Below are 19,702 nucleotides of genomic sequence, written 5' to 3'. Positions count from 1 at the left end.
TCAATGCACCGGAACCGGCCAGACGTCAATGTCGCAGGTGGTTGCGTGCGCCGATGGGAGCGCCTAGTTCTTGTAGCCAACGTCCCACTGGAAACGCCTCAAATGCACGCTGCTCAAGATGCCCTTATTCATCTGATGATCCTGGCCGCGTCGTCCGACAGCGCCATGACGGAGAAAGAGCTGGCTCGCATCACTGCACTGATCGACCGCTTGCCGGTGTTCGATGGGTTCGACCCGGAGCGCCTGGAAGAAGTGGCCAATGCCTGTGCCGACAAGCTCAACGGGCCGAACGGGCTGGACCGGGTGATCGAGGACGCCATTGCCGCCCTGCCCGAAAAACTGCAGGATACAGCCTATGCCGTGGCCGTCGAGGTCACCGCCGTAGACCTGCATCTCGAGCAAGAAGAACTGCGCTTCCTCGAGATGTTGCGTGACTCGCTGACGCTGGACCGGCTGACCACGGCCGCCATCGAAGTGGCGGCCCGCGCCCGGCATCGACGCCTGCCGGACTAATCGGCCAACGCCAGGCCGCCCAGCAAACCCAGCACATCGGTGACCGAGGCAATGGCCCGGTTGCGCCCGAGCTTGCCCACCAATACCAGCGTGGCGTAACCGTGGATGAGGCTCCAGACCTGGGTTTCCACCACGCCCGGCTCCTGCCCCGGCAGCACGAAGGGCGCGCACGTGTCGGCCAGAACGGTATAGGCGCGGGTGCCCGAGCGGCCCAGTTCCTCACTTGCACCGCCCAGAGACCAGATCTGGCGGAACATCAGGTCGTAAAGGGCCGGGTTGTCGCGGGCGAAGTCGAAATAGCCCAGGCAGATTGCCTCCAGTCGCGCCCGCGGCTCTTGCGGGGCTGCCTCCGCCCTGGCCTCCATCACATCGGCAAACATCTCGAAGCCTCGCGCCGCAATGGCGTCGAGCAGCCCCGGCAGGCCATCAAAATGATGGGCCGGCGCGGCGTGTGACACGCCGGCCAAGGCGGCGCATTTGCGCAAGGTCAGGCCAGACGTTCCATCGCGGGCGAGCAAGGTCAGCCCTGCATTGATCAGGCCCTCGCGCAAATCGCCATGGGCACCAGCGCGCGATTTTTCAAGTGAAGTGGTCATAGCCGCACTAAGCAAAGCCGCTTGACAGTGTCAAGTAAAAGTGCGCTTTACACTGTCAAGCTAGTGCGGAGGAGCGGAAAATGCTGACGACTGGATTGGAACGGACACGCATAGGCCTGCTGTGGTTCTTCACCCTTGGGGTGGCAGTGTTTTCATGGCGCTTCATGGTGGGCGGCGTCGAAGCCACCATGGAGTTCGTGGCCTATCATGCCCAGTTGCGGCCAATTGCCTTTTACGGGCATGTCGTCCTGGCGCCAGTCGCGCTGGCACTGGTGCCCCTCCAGCTTTGGCAGGGGCTGCGTGAAAAGCGACCCCAGGTTCATCGCTTGATGGGACGTGCCTATGGCATTGCCGTACTGCTCTCGGGCGCAAGCGGGCTCTGGCTGGCCGTCACCACCGAGGCCGGGCCGGTTGCCGCCTTTGGCTTTGGGCTCCTGGCCGTTCTGTGGCTTGGCACGACAATCACAGGTATCCGTCTCGCCATGAGCGGCGATCGCACTGCCCATCGCCGCTGGATGATCCGCTCCGTCGCCCTGACGCTGGCAGCGGTCACGCTGCGCATCCAGATCCCGGCCAGCATGATGCTCGATATTCCGTTCGACACCGCCTATCCAGCGATTGCCTGGCTGTGCTGGGTGCCGAACCTGATGGTGGCAGAACTTGTGCTCCGCTGGCCGCGTCGGTCAACGGTCAGGCTGCGCGCACCGGCCTAGTAAAAGCCTACCGGGAACCAGCGCAGGTAAAGCTCGTCCAGCGCGCCATTCTCCTTGAGGCGAACCAGCGCCCAGTCGATGGAATGACGGACAGGATCCTGACCGGCCGGCATGGCAATGGTGAGGCCTTCGCCAAAAAGATGCGGCCGGAAATAGGCCTCGCCGGCAAAGCCGCAGCAGGCCAGATTGTCATTGAGCCAGAATGACGCGCGCATGGCGTCACCGAACCAGGCGGACACAGTGCCGGACTTGACCGCTTCGAGTGCGGCGCTTTCGGTGTCGAAGGGCATGGCTTCGACATTGGGCAGATAGCGATCGAGGAACTCGGCGTGGGCGCTGTCGGCGCGCACGGCGACCGGTTCGCCGGACAGGGCGTCCGGACGAAAGCCCTCAATGTCCTGTGCGCGGGTGACGAAGCGGCCGGGCAGCGCCAGATAGGTAGAGGAAAAATCGAAAAGTTCGCCATTCTCCGGGGTCATGGCGAGGCCAGCAATCAAGGCATCGCCCAGATTGTCGGAAAGCGCTGTGGCGACCTGATCCCAGGGCCATACCTGAATGGTGCAGGCGACATCAACTTCGACGCAGATGCGCCTGGCCAGGTCGATATTGAACCCGACCAGTTCGCCGCTTTCATCGCGATAGTTGAAGGGCGGAAAATCGGCGGTGGTGAGAAAGCGGATGGCCGGCACAGGCGTGGGGCTGGGCAGCATTTCCCGCGCGTCGGGATCTGCATGATACGGCAAGGTCTGGGCCAATACCGGGGTGGCGAGGAGTATGCCGAAGACCCCTATCGCTTTCAATTCTGGCTTGCGCATTGCGCCCCCTCATCCGGCCTTCGGTGCTCTTCTCCCACAAGGGAGGAAGGGACACCAGAGACTACACCTGATCCAGCCCGTACATCAGGTCGGCGATCAGGTCATCGGCGTCTTCGAGCCCCACGGAGAGGCGCAGGAGGCCCGGAGTGACACCGGTTTCGAGACGCACTTCCTCGGTGAGACGTTGATGCGTCGTCGTGCGCGGATGGGTAATCAGCGATTTGGCATCGCCCAGATTGTTGGAAATCAGGATTACGGCCAACGAATCCGCCAGCGCAAAAGCCGCCTCCTGCCCACCCTTGACGTCGAGCGCCAAAAGCGTTGACCCACGCTTCATCTGCTTCTTGGCCAGCTCAATTTGCGGGTGGCTCTCATGGTGCGGGTAGATCACCCGGTTGACCTTGGGATGGCTGGACAGGGCCTCGGCGATCTTTTCGGCGCTGTTGGTCATCTGCTCGACGCGCAGGGCGAAGGTTTCGAGCCCCTTGGTCAGCACCCAGGCATTGAAGGGCGAGAGTGTCGCGCCGGTATGACGCAGGAAAGTATGCACATCGCCTTCGATGATTTCCCTGGAGCCCAGCACGATGCCGCCCATGACGCGGCCCTGGCCGTCAATATGCTTGGTGGCCGAATAGGTGACGATATCGGCGCCCAATTCGAGCGGCTTCTGATAGAGGGCGGTGGCAAAGACATTGTCGACGATCAGCCTGGCGCCATGGGCATGGGCGATTTCGGCGACAGCGGCAATGTCGACCAGTTCCAGGGTCGGATTGGTCGGGGTTTCGATGAACACCAGCTTGGTATTGGGCTGCATGGCGGAAGCAAAATTAGCCGGATCGCGCCCATCGACCAGGGTCGAGGCGACGCCAAAGCGGGGGGCAAAATCTTCCACGACGAAGCGGCACCCGCCAAACAATGCCTGGGAAGCAACGATATGATCGCCTGCCCTGACCTGGCTCATCACAGCATTGGTCACGGCAGACATGCCGGTGGCAAAGCAACGGGCCGCCTCGGCGCCTTCGATCAGGGCCATGCGGTCTTGCAGCATGTCGTAGTTGGGATTGGCGAAGCGCGAATAATTGTGCCCGCCCGGCACCTTGCCCTGAAACAGCAATTCGGCATGTTCGGACGACGGATAGGCATAGCCCGAATTGAGAAACAGGGCTTCGCTGGTCTCGTGGAACTGGCTCCGCTTGCCCCCACCATGCACCATCTGGGTGGCCGCCGAGAGTTTCTTAGGATCGCGGAGGGGGTTGTTCTGTTTGGACATGGTCAGCGCTTTCAAAACAAAAAACCGGCTCGCAAATGGCGGCCGGTTCCAACGGTCTTTAGCGATTTGTTTTAAGTGGCTGCAAGCGACCGGCCAAATCACCACTGGGTTGTGATGTAAGGCCAATTGGCAGTTGGCGTCAATTGCCCAGGTTGCTAGGGAAGAACAGTTGCAGGGATGGAAGCAAGCATCATGGTCGAGACCTGGCCGAAAGGCGTCTTTCCGGCGCGGTTGATCGAGAAGCTGCACGCTGAAGGCGCGATTATCGCCTCGCGGCCGTTGGACACCGACCAGGTGCAACCGGCCAGCCTGGACCTGCGGCTGGGCAAAACCGCTTTCCGTGTGCGCTCCAGCTTTCTGCCCGGTCCCTCGCACTCGGTGGCCGAGCGCATCGAAGCACTCAAGCTGCATGAAATCGACCTCAGCAAGGGCGCCGTCCTGGAGCGCGGCTGTGTCTATCTCGTGCCGCTGGAGGAGAACCTGGCGCTGCCCCCCGAGGTGAGTGCATCGGCCAACCCCAAAAGTTCGACCGGGCGGCTAGATGTGTTCACCCGCGTCATAGGCGACCGGGCGCGCGGCTTCGATCAATTGCCTGCAGGCTATACTGGCCCGCTCTATCTCGAAATCAGCCCGCGCACCTTTCCGGTGTTGGTGCGTACCGGCTCCCGCCTCAGCCAGATGCGGTTCCGCTGCGGGGATAGCCGGCTCAGCGTGGCCGAGCATCAGGCGCTGCACACCTCAGACACGCTGGTGACCGGCGGCGACGTGCCGGTGGGAGAAGGAATTGCCCTGTCCATCGATCTCAAGGGGCAGGGGCGCGACGGGCTGATCGGTTTCCGCTCCAAGCGGCATACTGCCGTCGTGGATGTGGACAAGAAAGCGGCGCTTGAGGTTCGCGATTTCTGGGATCCGCTTTATGCGCATGGGCAGAGCGAGCTGATCCTGGATCCGGATGAATTCTACATTCTGGTCAGCCTGGAAGCGGTGCATGTGCCGCCCACCCATGCAGCCGAGATGGTGCCATTCGATCCGCTAGTCGGCGAGTTCCGCGTGCATTATGCGGGATTTTTCGACCCCGGCTTCGGCCATTCGGCTGCGGGCGGCACCGGCAGCCGCGCCGTGCTGGAAGTGCGCAGCCGGGAGGTGCCGTTTCTGCTCGGCCATGGACAGACCATCGGCCGGTTGATTTATGAAGCACTGGCCGAACAGCCAGTCCGGCTCTATGGGACGGATCTGGGCTCGAACTATCAGGCCCAGACGCTCAAGCTTTCCAAACACTTCAAGGCGTTTGAAGGCTGAAGCCGGCGCCCCGGTAAGGATGCGCCGGCTTCAGTAGGCCCGACGGAGGAACGGTGCCGGGTTTTGTTCTATGCCGCGCTGGCGGTCGTCCCGGGGGCGGCTTTGGCCCCGGTCATGAAGGCAACAGCATCGGACATGGTGTAATCCTTGGGGTCGATGACGCAGAGGCGCTGGCCCAGCCGATGCACATGGATGCGGTCGGCCACCTCGAAGACATGGGGCATGTTGTGGCTGATCAGGATGATCGGGATGCCGCGCGCCCGCACATCCAGGATAAGATCGAGCACGCGTCGGGATTCCTTGACCCCCAGGGCCGCCGTCGGCTCATCGAGGATGATGACCTTCGAGCCAAAGGCCGCGGCCCGGGCCACCGCCACCCCCTGACGCTGACCGCCAGAGAGCGTCTCCACCGCCTGATTGATATTCTGGATGGTCATCAACCCCAGATCAGACAGCTTCTGGCGGGCGATGCGCTCCATGGCGGGGCGATCGAGTTGGCGCAGCACCTTGCCCATGAAGCCCGACTTGCGGAGTTCCCGGCCCATGAACATGTTGTCGGCAATCGACAGTGCCGGGGACATGGCCAGCGTCTGATAGACCGTTTCCACGCCTGCATTGCGTGCGTCTATAGGCGAGGAAAAGTTGACCTTTTTTCCATCGAGGAAGATGTCGCCGCTATCCACCTTGATGGCGCCCGAGAGGGCCTTGATCAGCGAGGATTTGCCGGCCCCGTTGTCGCCGATGACGGCTAGGATTTCGCCGGGCATGAGCTCGAAATCGCAATTGTCGAGGGCCGTGACTCGGCCATAGCGCTTGCACAGATTGCTTGCGGAAAGAATGGGTTGCATCAGGCAGATACCTTTCTGATCCACTGGTCCACGGCAACGGCGCCGATAATGAGCACGCCGATGAGCAGGTAGGTCCACTGCGCGTCGGCGCCCAGAAGCCGCAGGCCAAGCGAGAAGACGCCGACGATGAGGGCGCCGAAGAACATGCCCAGAATGGAACCGCGGCCGCCGAAAAGGGAAATGCCACCAATCACCACGGCGGTGATGGATTCGATGTTGGAGAATTGGCCGGAAGTGGGGGAGACCGAGCCGATGCGCCCGATCAGTGCCCAGCCGGCAAAGGCACAGATCAGGCCGGACAAGGCATAGACGGACATCAGGATGCGTTTGGTATTCACGCCCGAAAGCTCAGCAGCCTCCGGATCGTCGCCCACAGCATAGACATGGCGACCCCAGGCGGTGTGGCGCAGGATATAGGCCAACACCAGAACCAGCAGGATGAAGAAGATGACGCCATAGGTGAAGACGGCACCGCCCACGCTGATGGACTGGCCGAAAAACTGGAGGAGCGGCGCGCTCGCCTCGATATCCTGGGCGCGAATGGTTTCATTGCCCGAGTAGAGGAAATTGGAGGCCAGCGCGATCTGCCACATGCCCAGGGTGACGATGAAGGGTGGCAGCTTGATGCGGGCCACCAGCCAGCCGTTGACAAAGCCAATGAAGGTGCCAACGGCCAGCCCGCAGGCTACGGCAACCGCCGGCGGCAGGCCGAGGCGAAAGGTGAACTGACCCATGATGACGGAGCTCAGCACCATGATGGCGCCGACCGAAAGGTCGATCCCGGCAGTGAGGATGACGAGCGACTGCGCGGCACCGACGATGCCGACAATGGCTACCTGCTGCAGGATCAACGTCAGCGCGAAGGACGAGAAGAACTTGGTGCCCAGCAGGGCGCCGAACACGGCGACCGAGAGCACCAGTACGATCAGCGGGACCAGTGCGGGATTGGAATGCAGGGCATGCTGGATGCGCGACAGCATGGTGTGCTGATGCTCAAAACTGGCGATGGACTCGACGCGGGCGACGAGGCCTCCATCGGCCTCGGACTGGTTCGACATGGGTATCCTCCCCGGTTCCCAATTGATGACAGGGGCGGTTGACCTCCGGCCCCTGCCATCATTCTAGTGCAGATTGACGATCAGCCCCAGCAGAGGGCTTCACCCTCGGCAGTGTCGATGGATTCGACGCCCTCGACCGGCTCATCGGTGACAAGGCTTACGCCGGTGTCGAAGAAGTCCTTGCCAGGGGTCGGCTCGGGCTTGGTGCCGTTATCGGCCCAGGCTTTGATGGCCTCGACGCCCAGCGCCGCCATCTGCAGAGGATATTGCTGGGACGTTGCGCCAATGACGCCGTCCTTGACATTGGCGACGCCTGGGCAGCCGCCATCGACAGACACAATCAGCACATCGTTTTCGCGACCGAAAGATTTGAGCGCCTCATAGGCGCCAGCGGCCGAAGGTTCGTTGATGGTGTGGACCACATTGATGCTGGGATCCTTGACCAGCAGGTTTTCCATGGCTTCGCGGCCACCTTCTTCATTGCCGGCGGTCACATCGTGGCCGACGATGCGCGGATCGGTTTCGTCGCCCCATTTATTGGGATCGGCCAGATCGATGCCGAAGCCCTGCAGGAAGCCCTGATTGCGCAAGACGTCCACGGTCGGCTGGCTGATGCCCAGATTAAGCAGGGCAATTCTGGCATTGGCCGCCTCTGCGCCAAGCTTGCCGGCGGCCCATTTGCCGATCAGTTCGCCGGCCAGGAAATTGTCCGTGGCAAAAGTGGCATCGGCTGCATCGATGGGGTTGAGCGGGGTGTCGAGCGCAATCACGAGCAGCCCGGCATCGCGTGCCTGCTGCACCGCCTGCACAATGGCCGACGTATCCGAAGCGGTCAGCAGAATGCCGCTGGCCCCGTCGGCAATGCAGGTTTCGATGGCAGCAACCTGGGTCTCATGGTCCCCGTCGATGCGGCCGGCGAAGGACTTCAGCGTAATGCCCAATTCGGCCGCCTTGGCCTCGGCGCCTTCCTTCATCTTGACGAAGAAGGGATTGGTGTCGGTCTTGGTGATCAGGCAGGCCGAAACCTCCTGCGCCATTACGGCTGGGGTCATGGCCGGGGATATGGCGGCAAGGCATATAGCCGTGCCGATAAGCAGCTTGTTCACGATTCTCTCTCCCTTTGCAGACCTGCTGCGAGCAGGCTCCTCCCCTCGCAAATGCGTGTCTGCTTGTCTTGACACCCTCATCGTGGAGAGGAATCCTTGACCCGTCAATATGTAAATCTAATTTATTTATTTATTCAGGTCTGACCATCTTCCGCATCGCAAGAGCTGTCTCTATGGTGCCCGGCATGGATGAACCGATCATCAGAACCGTCAGTCGCGGCGTAAACCAGAGCGGGGTTCGCGACCACAATGTGCGCCTGCTGCTGACCCTGCTGCAGCGGCATGGGCCCATGGCGGGCAGTGATCTGGCGCGACTGGCAAACCTCTCTCCGCAAACAGTTTCCATCATCCTGCGGGAGATGGAGAGCGAAGGACTGCTAGCCCGGGGCGCCCCGGTCAAGGGCAAGGTGGGCAAGCCCTCGATACCGATGCGCCTGGCCGAAGGCGGCGTGCTTTCATTGGGTTGCAAGATCGGCCGGCGCAGCGCCGTTCTGCTGCTCGCCGATTTCCGCGGCACGGTCCGTCAGGAGCTGCGCCTGACCTATCATTATCCGATGCCAGAGCCGATCTTTGCATTTCTGCGCGACGGGATAAAAACCATTCTGTCCAAATGCAGTCCTGCTGAACGCTCGCGCATCTGCGGCATCGGCATCGGCACACCGTTTGAGCTGTGGAAATGGAGCGAACTGGTCGACGCACCGGCGAAAGACTTCGCTTCCTGGCGGCATGTAGATTATCAGGCCGAACTAGCCCGTTTCACAGACCTGCCGGTGCAAGTGGTCAACGACGCCACTGCCGGTTGCCAAGCCGAGCACATTTATGGGCGAGGAAAAGAATTTCGAGACTACGCCTATTTCTTTATCGGCGCCTTCGTCGGGGGCGGGATTGTGCTCAACCACTCGGTCTATCAGGGCCATTTGGGTAACGCCGGCGCCTTGGGATCATTGCGCAGTTTCGGACCGCAAGGGGAAAGCCAGCAGCTGATCGATACGGCCTCGATCCATCTGCTGGAAGCACGGTTGGCAGAGAACGGGCATGACCCGCGCGATCTCTGGACCCAACCACAGGACTGGAGCGGCTTCAGCCGGCTCGTCGACCCCTGGATTGGCCAAACGGCGCAGGAACTGGCGAAAGCGAGCCTGTCCGTCTGTGCCGTCATCGACTTTGAGGCCATCCTGATCGACGGCGCGTTTCCCGACGCGGTCAAGCACGAGCTGGTGGAGCGCACCCGGCGCTATCTCATCAACCAGGACATGCGCGGGCTGATTGCGCCGCAGATCGAAGCGGGCGTCGTGGGATTCAATGCCCGCGCCATCGGCGCTGCCACCAGCCCGCTGTTCGAGCGCTATTTCCTCAACGGGAACCTGCGGCTGCAGAGTTGAGGCAGCCCTGGGGCCCGTCGAACAGCGCTAGCGCAGCCGCTGGCCGTTTTTGCCGAAGACCAGCAAGGCGGCCGGATCGAACTTGGCTGAATAGTGGTCGCCGGTCTTGAGGGTGCGATTGTTGTCGGTAGCGATGGTGATGAGTTCAGCGCCCTTGTCGCGGGCATAGGCGTAGGTTTCCCCGCCCAGATGTTCGATGATCTCGACTGTCACGTCGAGGGCCGCGCTGCCTTCGGTGGCGAAATGCTCGGGGCGGATACCAACGGTGACCTCGGTGCCCGCGGCGAGCGCAACGGGCGACGGGATGACCTGGCCGGGGAAATCGACGAGCCGAACGCCGCCTGCTTCCGCCGTGCCGACGAGAAAATTCATCTTGGGCGAGCCGATGAAGCCAGCCACGAAGATATTGTCCGGGTCATCATAGAGCTCAAGCGGCGAACCCACCTGTTCGATACGGCCGTCGCGCAGCACCACAATCTTGTCGGCCAGGGTCATGGCCTCGACCTGATCGTGGGTCACGTAGATGATAGTGGTTTTCAGCTCCTGATGCAGCCGTGCCAGCTCGATGCGCATATGCACGCGCAGCTCGGCGTCGAGATTGGAGAGCGGCTCGTCGAAAAGGAACACGTCAGGGTGACGCACGATGGCGCGGCCGATGGCGACGCGCTGACGCTGGCCGCCGGAGAGTTGGCCGGGGCGGCGGTCGAGAAGCGGCTCAAGCTCGAGAATACGAGCAGCTTCGGCGACGCGGCCCTCGATTTCAGCCCTGTTGGCACCGGCAAATCGCAGCGCAAACCCCATATTCTCGCGCACGCTCATATGCGGATAAAGCGCATAGGTCTGGAACACCATGGCAATGCCGCGCTTGGACGGATCGACGTCGTTCATGCGTTCGTCGCCGATAAACAGGTCGCCACCGGAAATCTGTTCCAGCCCGGCGATCATGCGCAGCAGGGTGGACTTGCCGCAGCCCGAAGGGCCAACGAACACCACGAATTCCTTGTCGGCAATGTCGAGATCAACGCCACGGATCACCTCGACTGCGCCGAAGGACTTTTTCACATTGGTCAGCTTCAAACCGGACATGGGATTTCCTCAGCTCGCGGACAGGGTGAGTTCAGCGCGGCCAAGCCGTTCGCTGGTGACAGTGACGGTGATCGGGCCGGGGCCCGTCGAGCGCAGCCAGAAGCCGGTTGATCCGGCGCGCAGCGGCACAAGACCGGGACCGAGACGCTCGGCCGCGCCGGAGACGGTGATGGACACCGGCTCGGGGAAGAAGGGAAGCGTCCTGCCAGACTGGTCCAGCGCGCGGACCATGACGCGCGTGGTGTCGCCATCGGCGCCGATTTCGGTCGCATCGGGCGCGACCTCAAGCGCGTGTGCGACCGGGTCAGAGACGAAGTCGACGGACCTGGCGGGTTTGCCGTCGATAAAGCCGGTGATGGTGGCATCTTCCCAGCTCATGCCCCACAGGCCCAGTTCCTCATCGGTCAGGTGTTCGCGCTTGATGATGACGGGGGCGTGCGGAAGGTGGGGGAAAGCGTCGCGATCGGGCCGGAAGCGCTTGGGCGGGTTGTTGCCATAGCGCAGTTCGACCTCGTCGCAATTGGTGAGGATCATCAGGGGCAGCACGCCGCCAATATTGCGTTCGCCACGCGCCCAGAACGTCACCGGCTTCAGGATCACTTCGTCGGACGGGTCACACTGGCTGATATAGGCGTAGGCGGCGAATTTTGGTTCGCGGAACATGTCCATGACGCCATGATGGCAGATCCGGTCGCCAGAGCCGAAGTCCTTGTGCGTGTTGTAGTCGAAAGCGCACCAGCCGATGCAGCCGGCGATCTGCGGGTCGCCATAGGCAGCGTTGAGGACTTCGAGATGGCGTAGCACATGTTCGGCCTGGCGCTGCTCCTGGTCCCAGGACTTCGTCGGGTGCATGTGCCCGCCATACTCGGTAATCATATAGGGCACGACGCGGTCGAGACCGGTGACTTCCTGCTGCGGCCGAAGAGGCGTACGCGGACGGTTGCCGCCCCACTCCTCCTGCCCAAGGATGAAGTCATTCATGGTGTAAACGTCTTCGAGCAGTTCGCTGTCGGTAATGTACCGCACACCACCGGTCTGCCTTGTGCTGTCGAGTTCGTGTGCCAGTGCGTTGGTGCGCAGGTAGAATTCGTGATCGTCCTGGCTTTCGTTGATGCGCACGCCCCAGATGACGATGGAAGGATGGTTCCAGTCGCGGGTGATCATGCGCCGGACATTTTCGACGCTTTCGTCCTTCCAGCTCTCGCCGCCGATATGCTGCCAGCCCGGGATCTCCTCGAACACGAGCAAGCCGAGTTCGTCGCAGCGGTCGAGGAAGTAGTGGGACTGCGGGTAGTGGGAGGTGCGCACCATGTTGAGCTTGAGTTCGCGCTTCAAGATCTCGGCGTCCCGCTCCTGCGCCGACTTGCCCAGCGCATAGCCAACATAGGGGAAGGACTGGTGGCGGTTAAGGCCACGCAGTTTGAGCGCCTTGCCGTTTAGCTTGAAGCCTTCGGGGGTGAATTCGGCGGTGCGGAAGCCGAAGCGGATCTTCGCCTCGTCCTGCCCCGAGGCTGTGTCGATGGTGACGGCAAGGGTATAGAGCGCGGGATTGTCGATATCCCAGAGTTCAATATTGGTAAGACCATCGAAAGCCAGATCGACCATTGGGCCGGCAATGGCGGCATCGGTGGTCGCCAAGGTCCTGCCTGCGGCGTCACTGAGCGTGGCCAACAGCGTGCCCGAGAGCGGCAGGTTCTGCGGATTGGCGAGTTCGATGCGGGCGCGGACCGATTTTTGCGCGGCCAACGCATATGGGGTCTCAACCTTGCCATTGCCCACAAAGATGCCCGATGTTACCCGCAGCCAAGCTTCGCGATAGAGGCCGGCATAGGTGAGGTAGTCGATCTGCCCGCCGAAGGGCGGGATCTCAGGGTTCTCGCTGCCGTCTATGGTGACGGTCAGTTCGTTTTCTCCGTCAAGCAGCTTGCCGGTCAGGCGGGCTTCGAAGGGAGTATAGCCATCCTTGTGCGCCGCGATCTCCTCGCCATTGAGGCTGACCCTCGCATTGGCCATGGCCCCATCAAAGACGACCGCGACCTCACTGCCCTGCCAGGCCGGATTGGCAGTGAAGCGCTTCTCATAGGTGAAGATGCGCTGATAAGTCTTTTCGTCGAAATAGGAGAAGGGCAGCTCCACCGCATTGTGCGGCAGGCGGACGCTATCCGTGCCTTCGAACAGCCAGCCGGAATTGAAGTCGATCAGGGGACGCATGCAATACTCTATTTGACGGCGCCCAGCATGCCTTCGACGAAGCGACGCTGGAGCAGGAAGAAGATGACAAGGGTGGGCAGGGTGGCGAAGATGGCGCCGACCATGACCACGCCAAAATCGGGCGTATAGGCCGAGGTGAGGCCCGCAACCACCAGGGTCAGGGTCTTCATCTCATTGGTCTGCAGCACGATCAGCGGCCAGAGGTAATTGTTCCAGTTGGCCATGAACACAATGATGGTCGCCGCCGCATAGGTGGAGCGCATCACCGGCATGTAGACGAACAGGAAAATCTGCCATTCCTTGAGCCCGTCGATACGGGCGGCATCGCGCAATTCGTGCGGGAAGGCCTTGGTGGCCTGGCGGAAATAGAAGACGATGAAGATTGACGCCACGGTGGGCAGGATAATCGCCTGGTAGGTGTTAATCATCTTAAGGTTCGCCATCATGATGAAGAGCGGCACCATCAGGGCGGCGAAGGGGATGGACAGCATCAGCAGCAGGCTGCCGAAAATCTTTTCGCGGAAACGGCTGCGGAACATCTCGAAGCCATAGCCGGCCAAGGAAGAGACCAGCAGCGTCATCGCCGTGCCGAAGCCGGCGATGAAGAATGAGTTGAACAGGATGCGCGGCATATCCACCGAGGTGAAGAAGTTCACCATATTGGCCCAGAGGGCGCCGCCGGGCAGCGCCCTGCCCTTGATGATATCGGCGGAGGTATTGGTGGCGCCGATCATCATCCAGAAGAACGGGAAGACCGAGATGAAGGCGGCCAGTACGAGCAGAAGATAGGTGGCCGTGCGGCCGATCAGGGCGATTTGGTTGCTCATGCGCGGCGATCCCGTGCGGCCAGGAACTGGATGAAGGTCAGGATGCCCACCAGAACCACGATGACATAGGAGACGGTCGCGGCGTAGCCGAAGCTGGGCATGAAGCGGAAGCTCAGATTGTAGATATAGAGCGAGAGCGTCAGCGTGGAATCCGAGGGGCCACCCTGGGTGATCAGGTTCACCTCGTCGAACAATTGCAGCGTGCCGATGGTGGAGATGACCGTCGTGAACAGGATCACGGGCTTGAGCATGGGAATGGTGATGTACCAGAAGCGCGCCCAGGCCGGGACGCCATCGATCTTGGCTGCCTCATAGATGGAGCGATCAATGTTCTGCATGGCGGCGAGATAGAAAATCATGTTGTAGCCGGTCCAGCGCCAGGTGATGGCGCTGATGATGACGACCTTGGCCCAGAAGGGATCGGCCAGCCAGGGAATGGGCGCTTCGATGATCGAAAGCCCCATCAGCATCTGGTTCATGATGCCGTCCTGGGCAAACATGGAGCGGAAGACGACGGAATAGGCCACCAGCGAGGTGACGCAGGGCAGGAAGATGGCGGTGCGGAACCAAGACCGGCCCCAGAGCTTGCTGTCATTGAGCGCACTGGCAAACAGCAGCGCCAGGACCAGCATGATCGGCACCTGGATCGCCAGGAAAGTCAGGGTGTTGGTCAGCGCCCGCAGGAAGACCGGATCCTGGGTGAGGCGCATGATATTGGCGAAGCCGCCAAAGCTGAACGCCATGCCGCGGCCGACCTGGAAGCTCATCCAGAGCGACCACAGGATCGGATAGATCATGAAGACGCCGAGCAATACCAGAGCGGGCATGACAAACAGCCAGCCGCTCACCTGCTCTTTTCGCGCCAAGCCAGATTGCGCCACGCCAACCCCCATCCGCTTGTTTCCGTAACCGCCGATGACCCTCACCTTGCGGCAAGGGCCTCGGGGAGGCCGGGGCAGCAAGCCGCCCCGGTATTCCGTCAGCTTATTGAATCTGCTGACGCACCTGGGCGTCAACGGCCGCAGCGATCTCGTCGATATTGCCACCGCTGGTCAGGGCCGGGATCTGCGCCACGACAGCCGCGTCGGCCTCGTTGGTGAAGATGCCGTAATTGACGGACGGGATCTGACCCAGCCAGGTGGAGAAGTTCTGCCAGACCGGGGCACCGCCGAAAAACTCGTCGCTGGCCGAATAGGCTTCGCCTTCACGCGCGACCATGAGCGAGCCGAGAGCACCCTGATTGACCAGGATTTCCTGGTAAAAATCGGCATCCTCGCCCCAGACGGTCTTGAGGAAGTCGATGGCTTCGGCCTTGTTGGGGGCCGAGGACATGACATACCAGCTCGAACCGCCGAGGTTGGAGGCATTGGTCGCGCCTTCCACGCCGTCAAGCGCCGGGATGGGTGCGATACCCCACTGGCCGGACTGGTCGGGATTGGCCTTGATGGTGCCAACCATCCACACGCCGGTCACCGTGGCGAGCGTGTCGCCGGAGGTGAACGAACCGGTATATTCGGTCCAGCCGGCAACCGGCTTGGTGATGCCCGAGGCAATCAGGTCCTGATAGGTCTTGAGGGCTGCCTTGAAGACCGGATTGTCGGCAATGGTCGGGTTGCCATCGGCATCGAAATACCAGGAGCCGGCGGACTGCATCATGATGCGGAAGATACCGGCGTCATTGGGATCGATCGGCATCAGGATCTGGCCGGTCTTTTCCTTGACGTCGGTGCCGATCTCTATGAGGCGGCTCCAGGTGATGCCTTCGAGGTCGGCAGCAGTGTAGCCGGCATCAGCAAGAATGTCGGAGCGGTAGAACATGCCCGTGACGCCCGAGTCGAAGGGCAGCGAATAGCCCTGGCCGTTCAGCGCGGCCAGTTCGACCTTGTAGGGAGCGAAACCCGAGAGATCGACAGCGCCCGAAAGCGGCTCGAAGGCACCGGGGAAGGACTGCAGATACTTTTGGGCACCGTAGTCCTCGACCAGGACGATGTCGGGTAGGCCGTCGGTGGTGCCGGAGGCCAGCTGGGCCTGCAGCTTGGTTTCGAGGTCGGCCTTGGCGAAGTCGACGACCGTCACGGTGACGTCCGGATTGGCGGCCGAGTAGATCTCGGCGGCCTTATTCATGGTCGCGCCGTTGAAGTTCGGGTCCCAAGCCCAGACGGTGATCTCACCGGCGGAAGCCGCGGTCACGCTGAACATGGAGACGCCGGCTAGGGCGATGGCGAGCGAGCGCTTGAGGCCCGCAGAAAAGCTGGTCATTGATAATCCTCCCAATTGGGTGTTTCCTCTTCACCCAGGGCACAGACTAATATGACTTTTGACCCGCGCGCAAGAATTTCAGTAAATTTTTACCTCGAAAAATTTACTGCGTGCTTTCGCCGGGCAGAGCGCGGGTGCTGGCGCGCCAGACGATGCGCGATGCCAGACTGATCTGCTTGGCCAGTTCGCGCCCGCCGACCCGCTCAAGCAGCAGCTCTACGGCGGTTTCGCCAATCTCCTCGGCAGGCAGGTGCACTGTTGTAAGCGGCGGATTGAGAAACTGCGCCACAGAGATGTCGTTGAAGCTGGCCACCCCGATATCATCGGGAATTGAGAGGCCCGCTTCGTGCAGGGCACGATAGGTGCCAATGGCCATTGAATCGTTGAACGTGATAATGGCATCGACCGGCCGACGCTCTGCGAGAATTTCGCGCGTCAGACGATAGCCGCCCTCCTCGGTGTTGTCCCCATTGCGGAACAGACGGTCGTCGAACCAGCCGGCAGCGGTCATCCATTGCACGAAAGCCTGGGCACGCCGGTCACTCCAGCCGATATAGGCCATACGTCGATAGCCGCGCTGCGCGAGCGCTGAGAGCAGCTTTTCCATGGCTGCCCGCAGATCGGCAGAGACCGAGTCGATCTGGTCGTCGTGTGGCACATGGTCAGCGAAGACGATCTGGCGGGAATGACGGGCCAACCATTCGGTCTCTTCCTCGTCGTGCCGACCGATGACGATGGTGCCGGACGCGTCCTGGAGCAGTTTGGCGTCTGGCCGCGCATCGGTGTGGTAAACTTTTACCGTCTCGATCTTGAGGGCGGCGCAGCGCCGCTCGATGCCCAGGCGCAGGGCTACGTAGTAGGGATCGACCAGTTCGCGCTCCGGCGCCAGGAAGTGAACAAGCGCCAGCTTGTTCAGACCCTGCTGAATGGCGCGGTTACGATTACGAGGGGTTGCGTAGTTGAGGGCTTCGGCGGTCTCGATGATGGCCTGCCGTTTCCGGTTGGAAATGGACAGGGTGGAATCATAGTTGAGAACGCGCGACACGGTGGCGCTGGATACGCCGACTGTCGCGGCGATTTCTTTGATCGTGACCATGGCGCGCACGCTATCCCTGGGCCAACGATCCGGTCAATCTATTTACTGGGATCGCATTAGGCCGAAGAGCTCGCTTCCAGCAGGTCTTCCCAATTGATGGCACCAGGGCGTCCGAGCAGAAAGCCTTGTGCTTCAGTGCAGCCTTCCTTGCGCAGGACATCGAGCTGCTCGTGGGTTTCCACCCCCTCAGCCAGCACCGGCACAGAAAGGCTGTGGCCAAGGGCCAGGATGGCCCGCACGATGGCCTTGGACTGTTCATCGCTTTCCACCTCGCTCATGAAAGAGCGGTCGAGCTTGATCTTGTCGAAGGGAAAACTGCGCAGCGTATCAAGCGAAGAATAGCCGGTGCCAAAATCGTCGATTGCGATAGACACGCCCATGGCCTTGATCTGGCGCAGAATGTGCAGTGCCCGCTGCTTGTCACCGATAATCGCGGTCTCGGTCACTTCCAGTTCCAGCCGGCCGGGCGTCAGGCCCGTCACAAGCAAGGTGTTGCGAACCGTGTCGATCAGGTCGACCTGCGCAAGCTGGATGCCAGACACGTTGACCGCAATCTTATAGGGTTCGGGCCAGGAGGCGGCATCTTCACAAGCGGTCCTGAGGACCCAGAGGCCGATGGCATTGATCGCGCCGCATTCTTCTGCCACCGGGATGAAGTCGGCGGGTGATACATCGCCATGTCCGGGCCGTTTCCAGCGCAGCAGGACCTCGTAACCTGTCACCTTGCCGGTCGAAACGGACCGCTGCACCTGATAGGCGAGATAGAAGCCGCCCCGTTCGACCGCAGTCCATAGATCGCGTGCCATGTCACGCCGATGGCGGGCATGCTCGTCCATATCCTGCTCGTAATAGCAGATGGCCCGGTCATATTCGGCCTTGGCGCGATACATGGCCAGATCGGCATTGCTCAACAGCTTGGACAGGTCGACTCCATCATCGGGATAGACAGCGACGCCGATGCTGCCCCCGGTCGAAACCGTCAACTCGTCGTTCTCGATACGCAATGTGAGCGCTTCTTCAAGACGCGCGAGAAACTCGCGCAGGGCGTCCATCGAGGTGAACTCCTTGAGTGCGGCAAATTCGTCGCCACCGAGCCTGGCAATCACTTCACCCTCGCGCAGCAAGGCATTGAAGCGGGATGCTATGGTCTTGAGCACCAGGTCACCGGCAGCGTGACCATGGCTGTCATTGACCTCCTTGAAGTGATCGAGATCAATGGCAACCATGGCGATCTTGCCGCCGTTTTCCCTGACCTTGGACAAGGACCACTCGAAGGCTTCATTGAACCGCGCCCGGTTGGGCAATCCGGTCAGACCATCGTGCCGCGCCAAGTGGGCTATGGCGCGCTGGGAGCGGTGGCGCTCGGTTATGTCATCTATCGTGGTCACCCAGGAGCCGTCGCCCACAGGGTTATGGCTGATCTGGACGACCCGGTCTTCGCTGAACTTGTGGACGATCTCGCCGCCGTGCCGGATCAGGCTGTCGTGGCTGTCCAGAATTTCGGCCAGCCGCACATCGATATCCTGGAAATCGGCATCCACCCCCAGCAAGGTCCTGCGGCAGACCTGAGGGAAGGTGATGCCCGTCAGGCCCTGGGTACTATCGATACCAAGCAGGTTGGGAAAGCGCTGGTTATAGAGCTGCAAGGTGCCATCGGCGTCAAACAGGGCCAGGCCCTGCGCCATGTTGGTCAGCGCCAGTTCAAGCCGCGTTGACACTTCGCTGAGCCGACGTGCGTCGCGCAATTGCCGGTCGCGCTCGCGTTCGGTGCGGCGGCGATCGGCTTCGTCCAGCACGGTGCTGCCCAGGGCCAGGGCAAGCAGCAGCACGGAGATGAAGGCCAGGGCCACCGAAAGCCAGAACCCATCAATGCTGCCATTTGCGGACAAAGGGAAGCAGAGCGAAAAATCGGCCGCAGCCATGGCCGTAAAGTGCATGGCGCAGATCGCGCCGGTCAGCAGTAATGCACCGCCAAACAGGCCCCGCAACGAACGGCCCATGCCCGTGCGGAAGGCCAGGCCACCCAGCACGATGCCGGACGGGATCGAAACAGCGACCAGAACGGAGTTCCATTGCAGATTGCCGCCCATGATCAAGGCTGCAATGCCGGTATAGTGCATCGAGGAGATGGCGACGCCGACAACGGCCCCACCCAGCACATGGTCCCAGACGCTGGTGCCGCGCACCGCCACGGCGATGCCCGCGCCGCACACCAAAATGGCGATAAGCATGGAAAGGGTGGTTAGGCCCAGATCATAGTCAAGCGTGAAGCCGGGCCGGAAAGCGAGCACCGCGACGAAATGGGTCGCCCAGATGCCGAAGCCGACCGCCAGGGCGGCAACACCGGTCCAGACCATGCGCATATGGTCGATGGACCTTTGAGCGTGGCGCAGCAGACCAATGCAGGCGTAAGAGGAAATCAGGCAGATGGTTGCCGCCAGCAGGATCAATCCCGGCTCATGGGCCTTGAAGAAGAAATCAATAATCGGCACCGGCGGACCTATGCAAAAACACCAAGATTGACGGACTTTCTGTCCCAGAAGCCCTTACCGAACCGTGACTTCGACGGCACAATGTCACCGATGTGATCAAGTTCTGGGCAATGTCCGTAGTGACCTGTAGC

17 protein-coding genes and 1 riboswitch are annotated in these 19,702 nt (G+C 61.4%); of the genes, 4 read left to right on the top strand and 13 right to left on the bottom strand.

Going from position 1 to position 19,702, the window contains the following annotated elements; translation table 11 throughout:
• Nucleotides 1-102 precede the first annotated feature (102 nt).
• Nucleotides 103-513 (top strand): tellurite resistance TerB family protein, encoded by a 411-nt coding sequence (locus tag GO014_RS17045; protein ID WP_157291536.1) that lies wholly within the window; start codon nt 103-105, stop codon nt 511-513.
• Here the strand turns inward: GO014_RS17045 and GO014_RS17040 are convergent.
• A complete protein-coding gene (locus tag GO014_RS17040) occupies nt 510-1,109 on the bottom strand; it encodes a TetR/AcrR family transcriptional regulator (protein ID WP_157291535.1) in 600 nt (199 codons plus the stop codon). The genes GO014_RS17045 and GO014_RS17040 overlap by 4 nt on opposite strands.
• An 80-nt stretch (nt 1,110-1,189) precedes the next feature.
• Between GO014_RS17040 and GO014_RS17035 the strand changes: the two genes are divergently transcribed.
• Complete coding sequence (locus GO014_RS17035; protein WP_210252474.1) at nt 1,190-1,822, top strand: DUF2306 domain-containing protein; 633 nt, start codon at nt 1,190-1,192, stop codon at nt 1,820-1,822.
• Here the strand turns inward: GO014_RS17035 and GO014_RS17030 are convergent.
• Together GO014_RS17030 and metZ are read right to left on the bottom strand one after the other, a co-directional pair.
• Nucleotides 1,819-2,637 (bottom strand): transporter substrate-binding domain-containing protein, encoded by an 819-nt coding sequence (locus GO014_RS17030; protein ID WP_157291534.1) that lies wholly within the window; start codon nt 2,635-2,637, stop codon nt 1,819-1,821. The genes GO014_RS17035 and GO014_RS17030 overlap by 4 nt on opposite strands.
• A 61-nt stretch (nt 2,638-2,698) precedes the next feature.
• Nucleotides 2,699-3,907, bottom strand: a complete 1,209-nt coding sequence (metZ, locus tag GO014_RS17025) for an O-succinylhomoserine sulfhydrylase (protein WP_157291533.1) — start codon at nt 3,905-3,907, stop codon at nt 2,699-2,701.
• Nucleotides 3,908-3,946: 39 nt separating this feature from the next.
• Nucleotides 3,947-4,022: riboswitch (SAM riboswitch) on the bottom strand.
• 77 nt (nt 4,023-4,099) lie between these two features.
• Between metZ and GO014_RS17020 the strand changes: the two genes are divergently transcribed.
• The gene (locus tag GO014_RS17020; RefSeq protein ID WP_157291532.1) at nt 4,100-5,206 is read left to right on the top strand and encodes a 2'-deoxycytidine 5'-triphosphate deaminase; all 1,107 of its coding nucleotides are present in this window, start codon (nt 4,100-4,102) and stop codon (nt 5,204-5,206) included.
• A 68-nt stretch (nt 5,207-5,274) separates the two neighbouring features.
• Here the strand turns inward: GO014_RS17020 and GO014_RS17015 are convergent, their stop codons facing one another.
• The 3 genes from GO014_RS17015 to GO014_RS17005 form a co-directional block, all read right to left on the bottom strand.
• A complete protein-coding gene (locus tag GO014_RS17015; RefSeq protein ID WP_157291531.1) occupies nt 5,275-6,054 on the bottom strand; it encodes an ATP-binding cassette domain-containing protein in 780 nt (259 codons plus the stop codon).
• On the bottom strand, nt 6,054-7,112 hold the full coding sequence (locus GO014_RS17010; RefSeq protein WP_157291530.1) for an ABC transporter permease: 1,059 nt from the start codon (nt 7,110-7,112) through the stop codon (nt 6,054-6,056). Before GO014_RS17010 ends, GO014_RS17015 begins: the two co-directional genes overlap by 1 nt.
• Before the next feature lie 80 nt (nt 7,113-7,192).
• Nucleotides 7,193-8,164, bottom strand: coding sequence for a sugar ABC transporter substrate-binding protein (locus GO014_RS17005; RefSeq protein ID WP_207785266.1), 972 nt, complete (start codon nt 8,162-8,164; stop codon nt 7,193-7,195).
• 239 nt (nt 8,165-8,403) lie between these two features.
• On the opposite strand from GO014_RS17005, the gene GO014_RS17000 reads away from it, so the two are divergent.
• On the top strand, nt 8,404-9,600 hold the full coding sequence (locus GO014_RS17000; RefSeq protein WP_157291528.1) for an ROK family protein: 1,197 nt from the start codon (nt 8,404-8,406) through the stop codon (nt 9,598-9,600).
• Nucleotides 9,601-9,627: 27 nt separating this feature from the next.
• Here GO014_RS17000 and GO014_RS16995 read toward each other — a convergent pair whose 3' ends face one another.
• The 7 genes from GO014_RS16995 to GO014_RS16965 all read right to left on the bottom strand — a co-directional run bounded on the left by GO014_RS16995 (nt 9,628) and on the right by GO014_RS16965 (nt 19,571).
• Entirely contained in the window at nt 9,628-10,686 is a 1,059-nt protein-coding gene (locus GO014_RS16995; RefSeq protein WP_157291527.1) for an ABC transporter ATP-binding protein, read from the bottom strand.
• A 9-nt stretch (nt 10,687-10,695) separates the two neighbouring features.
• Nucleotides 10,696-12,897 carry a glycoside hydrolase family 2 protein gene (locus GO014_RS16990; RefSeq protein ID WP_157291526.1) on the bottom strand — a complete coding sequence of 734 codons (2,202 nt, stop codon included), beginning with the start codon at nt 12,895-12,897 and terminating at the stop codon, nt 10,696-10,698.
• 8 nt (nt 12,898-12,905) lie between these two features.
• On the bottom strand, nt 12,906-13,724 hold the full coding sequence (locus GO014_RS16985; protein ID WP_157291525.1) for a carbohydrate ABC transporter permease: 819 nt from the start codon (nt 13,722-13,724) through the stop codon (nt 12,906-12,908).
• Nucleotides 13,721-14,617, bottom strand: a complete 897-nt coding sequence (locus GO014_RS16980) for a carbohydrate ABC transporter permease (RefSeq protein ID WP_157291524.1) — start codon at nt 14,615-14,617, stop codon at nt 13,721-13,723. Before GO014_RS16980 ends, GO014_RS16985 begins: the two co-directional genes overlap by 4 nt.
• Before the next feature lie 91 nt (nt 14,618-14,708).
• A complete protein-coding gene (locus GO014_RS16975; RefSeq protein WP_157291523.1) occupies nt 14,709-15,983 on the bottom strand; it encodes an ABC transporter substrate-binding protein in 1,275 nt (424 codons plus the stop codon).
• A gap of 103 nt (nt 15,984-16,086) precedes the next feature.
• Nucleotides 16,087-17,079: a LacI family DNA-binding transcriptional regulator gene (locus GO014_RS16970; RefSeq protein WP_157291522.1), complete on the bottom strand. Its 993-nt coding sequence runs from the start codon at nt 17,077-17,079 to the stop codon at nt 16,087-16,089.
• A gap of 56 nt (nt 17,080-17,135) precedes the next feature.
• Nucleotides 17,136-19,571: an EAL domain-containing protein gene (locus GO014_RS16965; protein WP_343030998.1), complete on the bottom strand. Its 2,436-nt coding sequence runs from the start codon at nt 19,569-19,571 to the stop codon at nt 17,136-17,138.
• Nucleotides 19,572-19,702: the final 131 nt, after the last annotated feature.

Source organism: Devosia marina, assembly GCF_009758415.1.
Classification (GTDB): Bacteria; Pseudomonadota; Alphaproteobacteria; order Rhizobiales; family Devosiaceae; genus Devosia; species Devosia marina.
The sequence above is the reverse complement of the archived record's forward strand: the minus strand, read 5'-3'. Positions and strand labels throughout refer to the sequence as shown.

Excerpts from the sequence above, each read along its gene's own strand:
- GO014_RS17045 (WP_157291536.1), top strand. The coding sequence starts at position 103 with ATGCACGCTGCTCAAGATGCCCTTATTCATCTGATGATCCTGGCCGCG.
- GO014_RS17040 (WP_157291535.1), bottom strand. The coding sequence starts at position 1,109 with ATGACCACTTCACTTGAAAAATCGCGCGCTGGTGCCCATGGCGATTTG.
- GO014_RS17035 (WP_210252474.1), top strand. The coding sequence starts at position 1,190 with ATGCTGACGACTGGATTGGAACGGACACGCATAGGCCTGCTGTGGTTC.
- GO014_RS17030 (WP_157291534.1), bottom strand. The coding sequence starts at position 2,637 with ATGCGCAAGCCAGAATTGAAAGCGATAGGGGTCTTCGGCATACTCCTC.
- metZ (WP_157291533.1), bottom strand. The coding sequence starts at position 3,907 with ATGTCCAAACAGAACAACCCCCTCCGCGATCCTAAGAAACTCTCGGCG.
- GO014_RS17020 (WP_157291532.1), top strand. The coding sequence starts at position 4,100 with ATGGTCGAGACCTGGCCGAAAGGCGTCTTTCCGGCGCGGTTGATCGAG.
- GO014_RS17015 (WP_157291531.1), bottom strand. The coding sequence starts at position 6,054 with ATGCAACCCATTCTTTCCGCAAGCAATCTGTGCAAGCGCTATGGCCGA.
- GO014_RS17010 (WP_157291530.1), bottom strand. The coding sequence starts at position 7,112 with ATGTCGAACCAGTCCGAGGCCGATGGAGGCCTCGTCGCCCGCGTCGAG.
- GO014_RS17005 (WP_207785266.1), bottom strand. The coding sequence starts at position 8,164 with ATGACCCCAGCCGTAATGGCGCAGGAGGTTTCGGCCTGCCTGATCACC.
- GO014_RS17000 (WP_157291528.1), top strand. The coding sequence starts at position 8,404 with ATGGATGAACCGATCATCAGAACCGTCAGTCGCGGCGTAAACCAGAGC.
- GO014_RS16995 (WP_157291527.1), bottom strand. The coding sequence starts at position 10,686 with ATGTCCGGTTTGAAGCTGACCAATGTGAAAAAGTCCTTCGGCGCAGTC.
- GO014_RS16990 (WP_157291526.1), bottom strand. The coding sequence starts at position 12,897 with ATGCGTCCCCTGATCGACTTCAATTCCGGCTGGCTGTTCGAAGGCACG.
- GO014_RS16985 (WP_157291525.1), bottom strand. The coding sequence starts at position 13,724 with ATGAGCAACCAAATCGCCCTGATCGGCCGCACGGCCACCTATCTTCTG.
- GO014_RS16980 (WP_157291524.1), bottom strand. The coding sequence starts at position 14,617 with ATGGGGGTTGGCGTGGCGCAATCTGGCTTGGCGCGAAAAGAGCAGGTG.
- GO014_RS16975 (WP_157291523.1), bottom strand. The coding sequence starts at position 15,983 with ATGACCAGCTTTTCTGCGGGCCTCAAGCGCTCGCTCGCCATCGCCCTA.
- GO014_RS16970 (WP_157291522.1), bottom strand. The coding sequence starts at position 17,079 with ATGGTCACGATCAAAGAAATCGCCGCGACAGTCGGCGTATCCAGCGCC.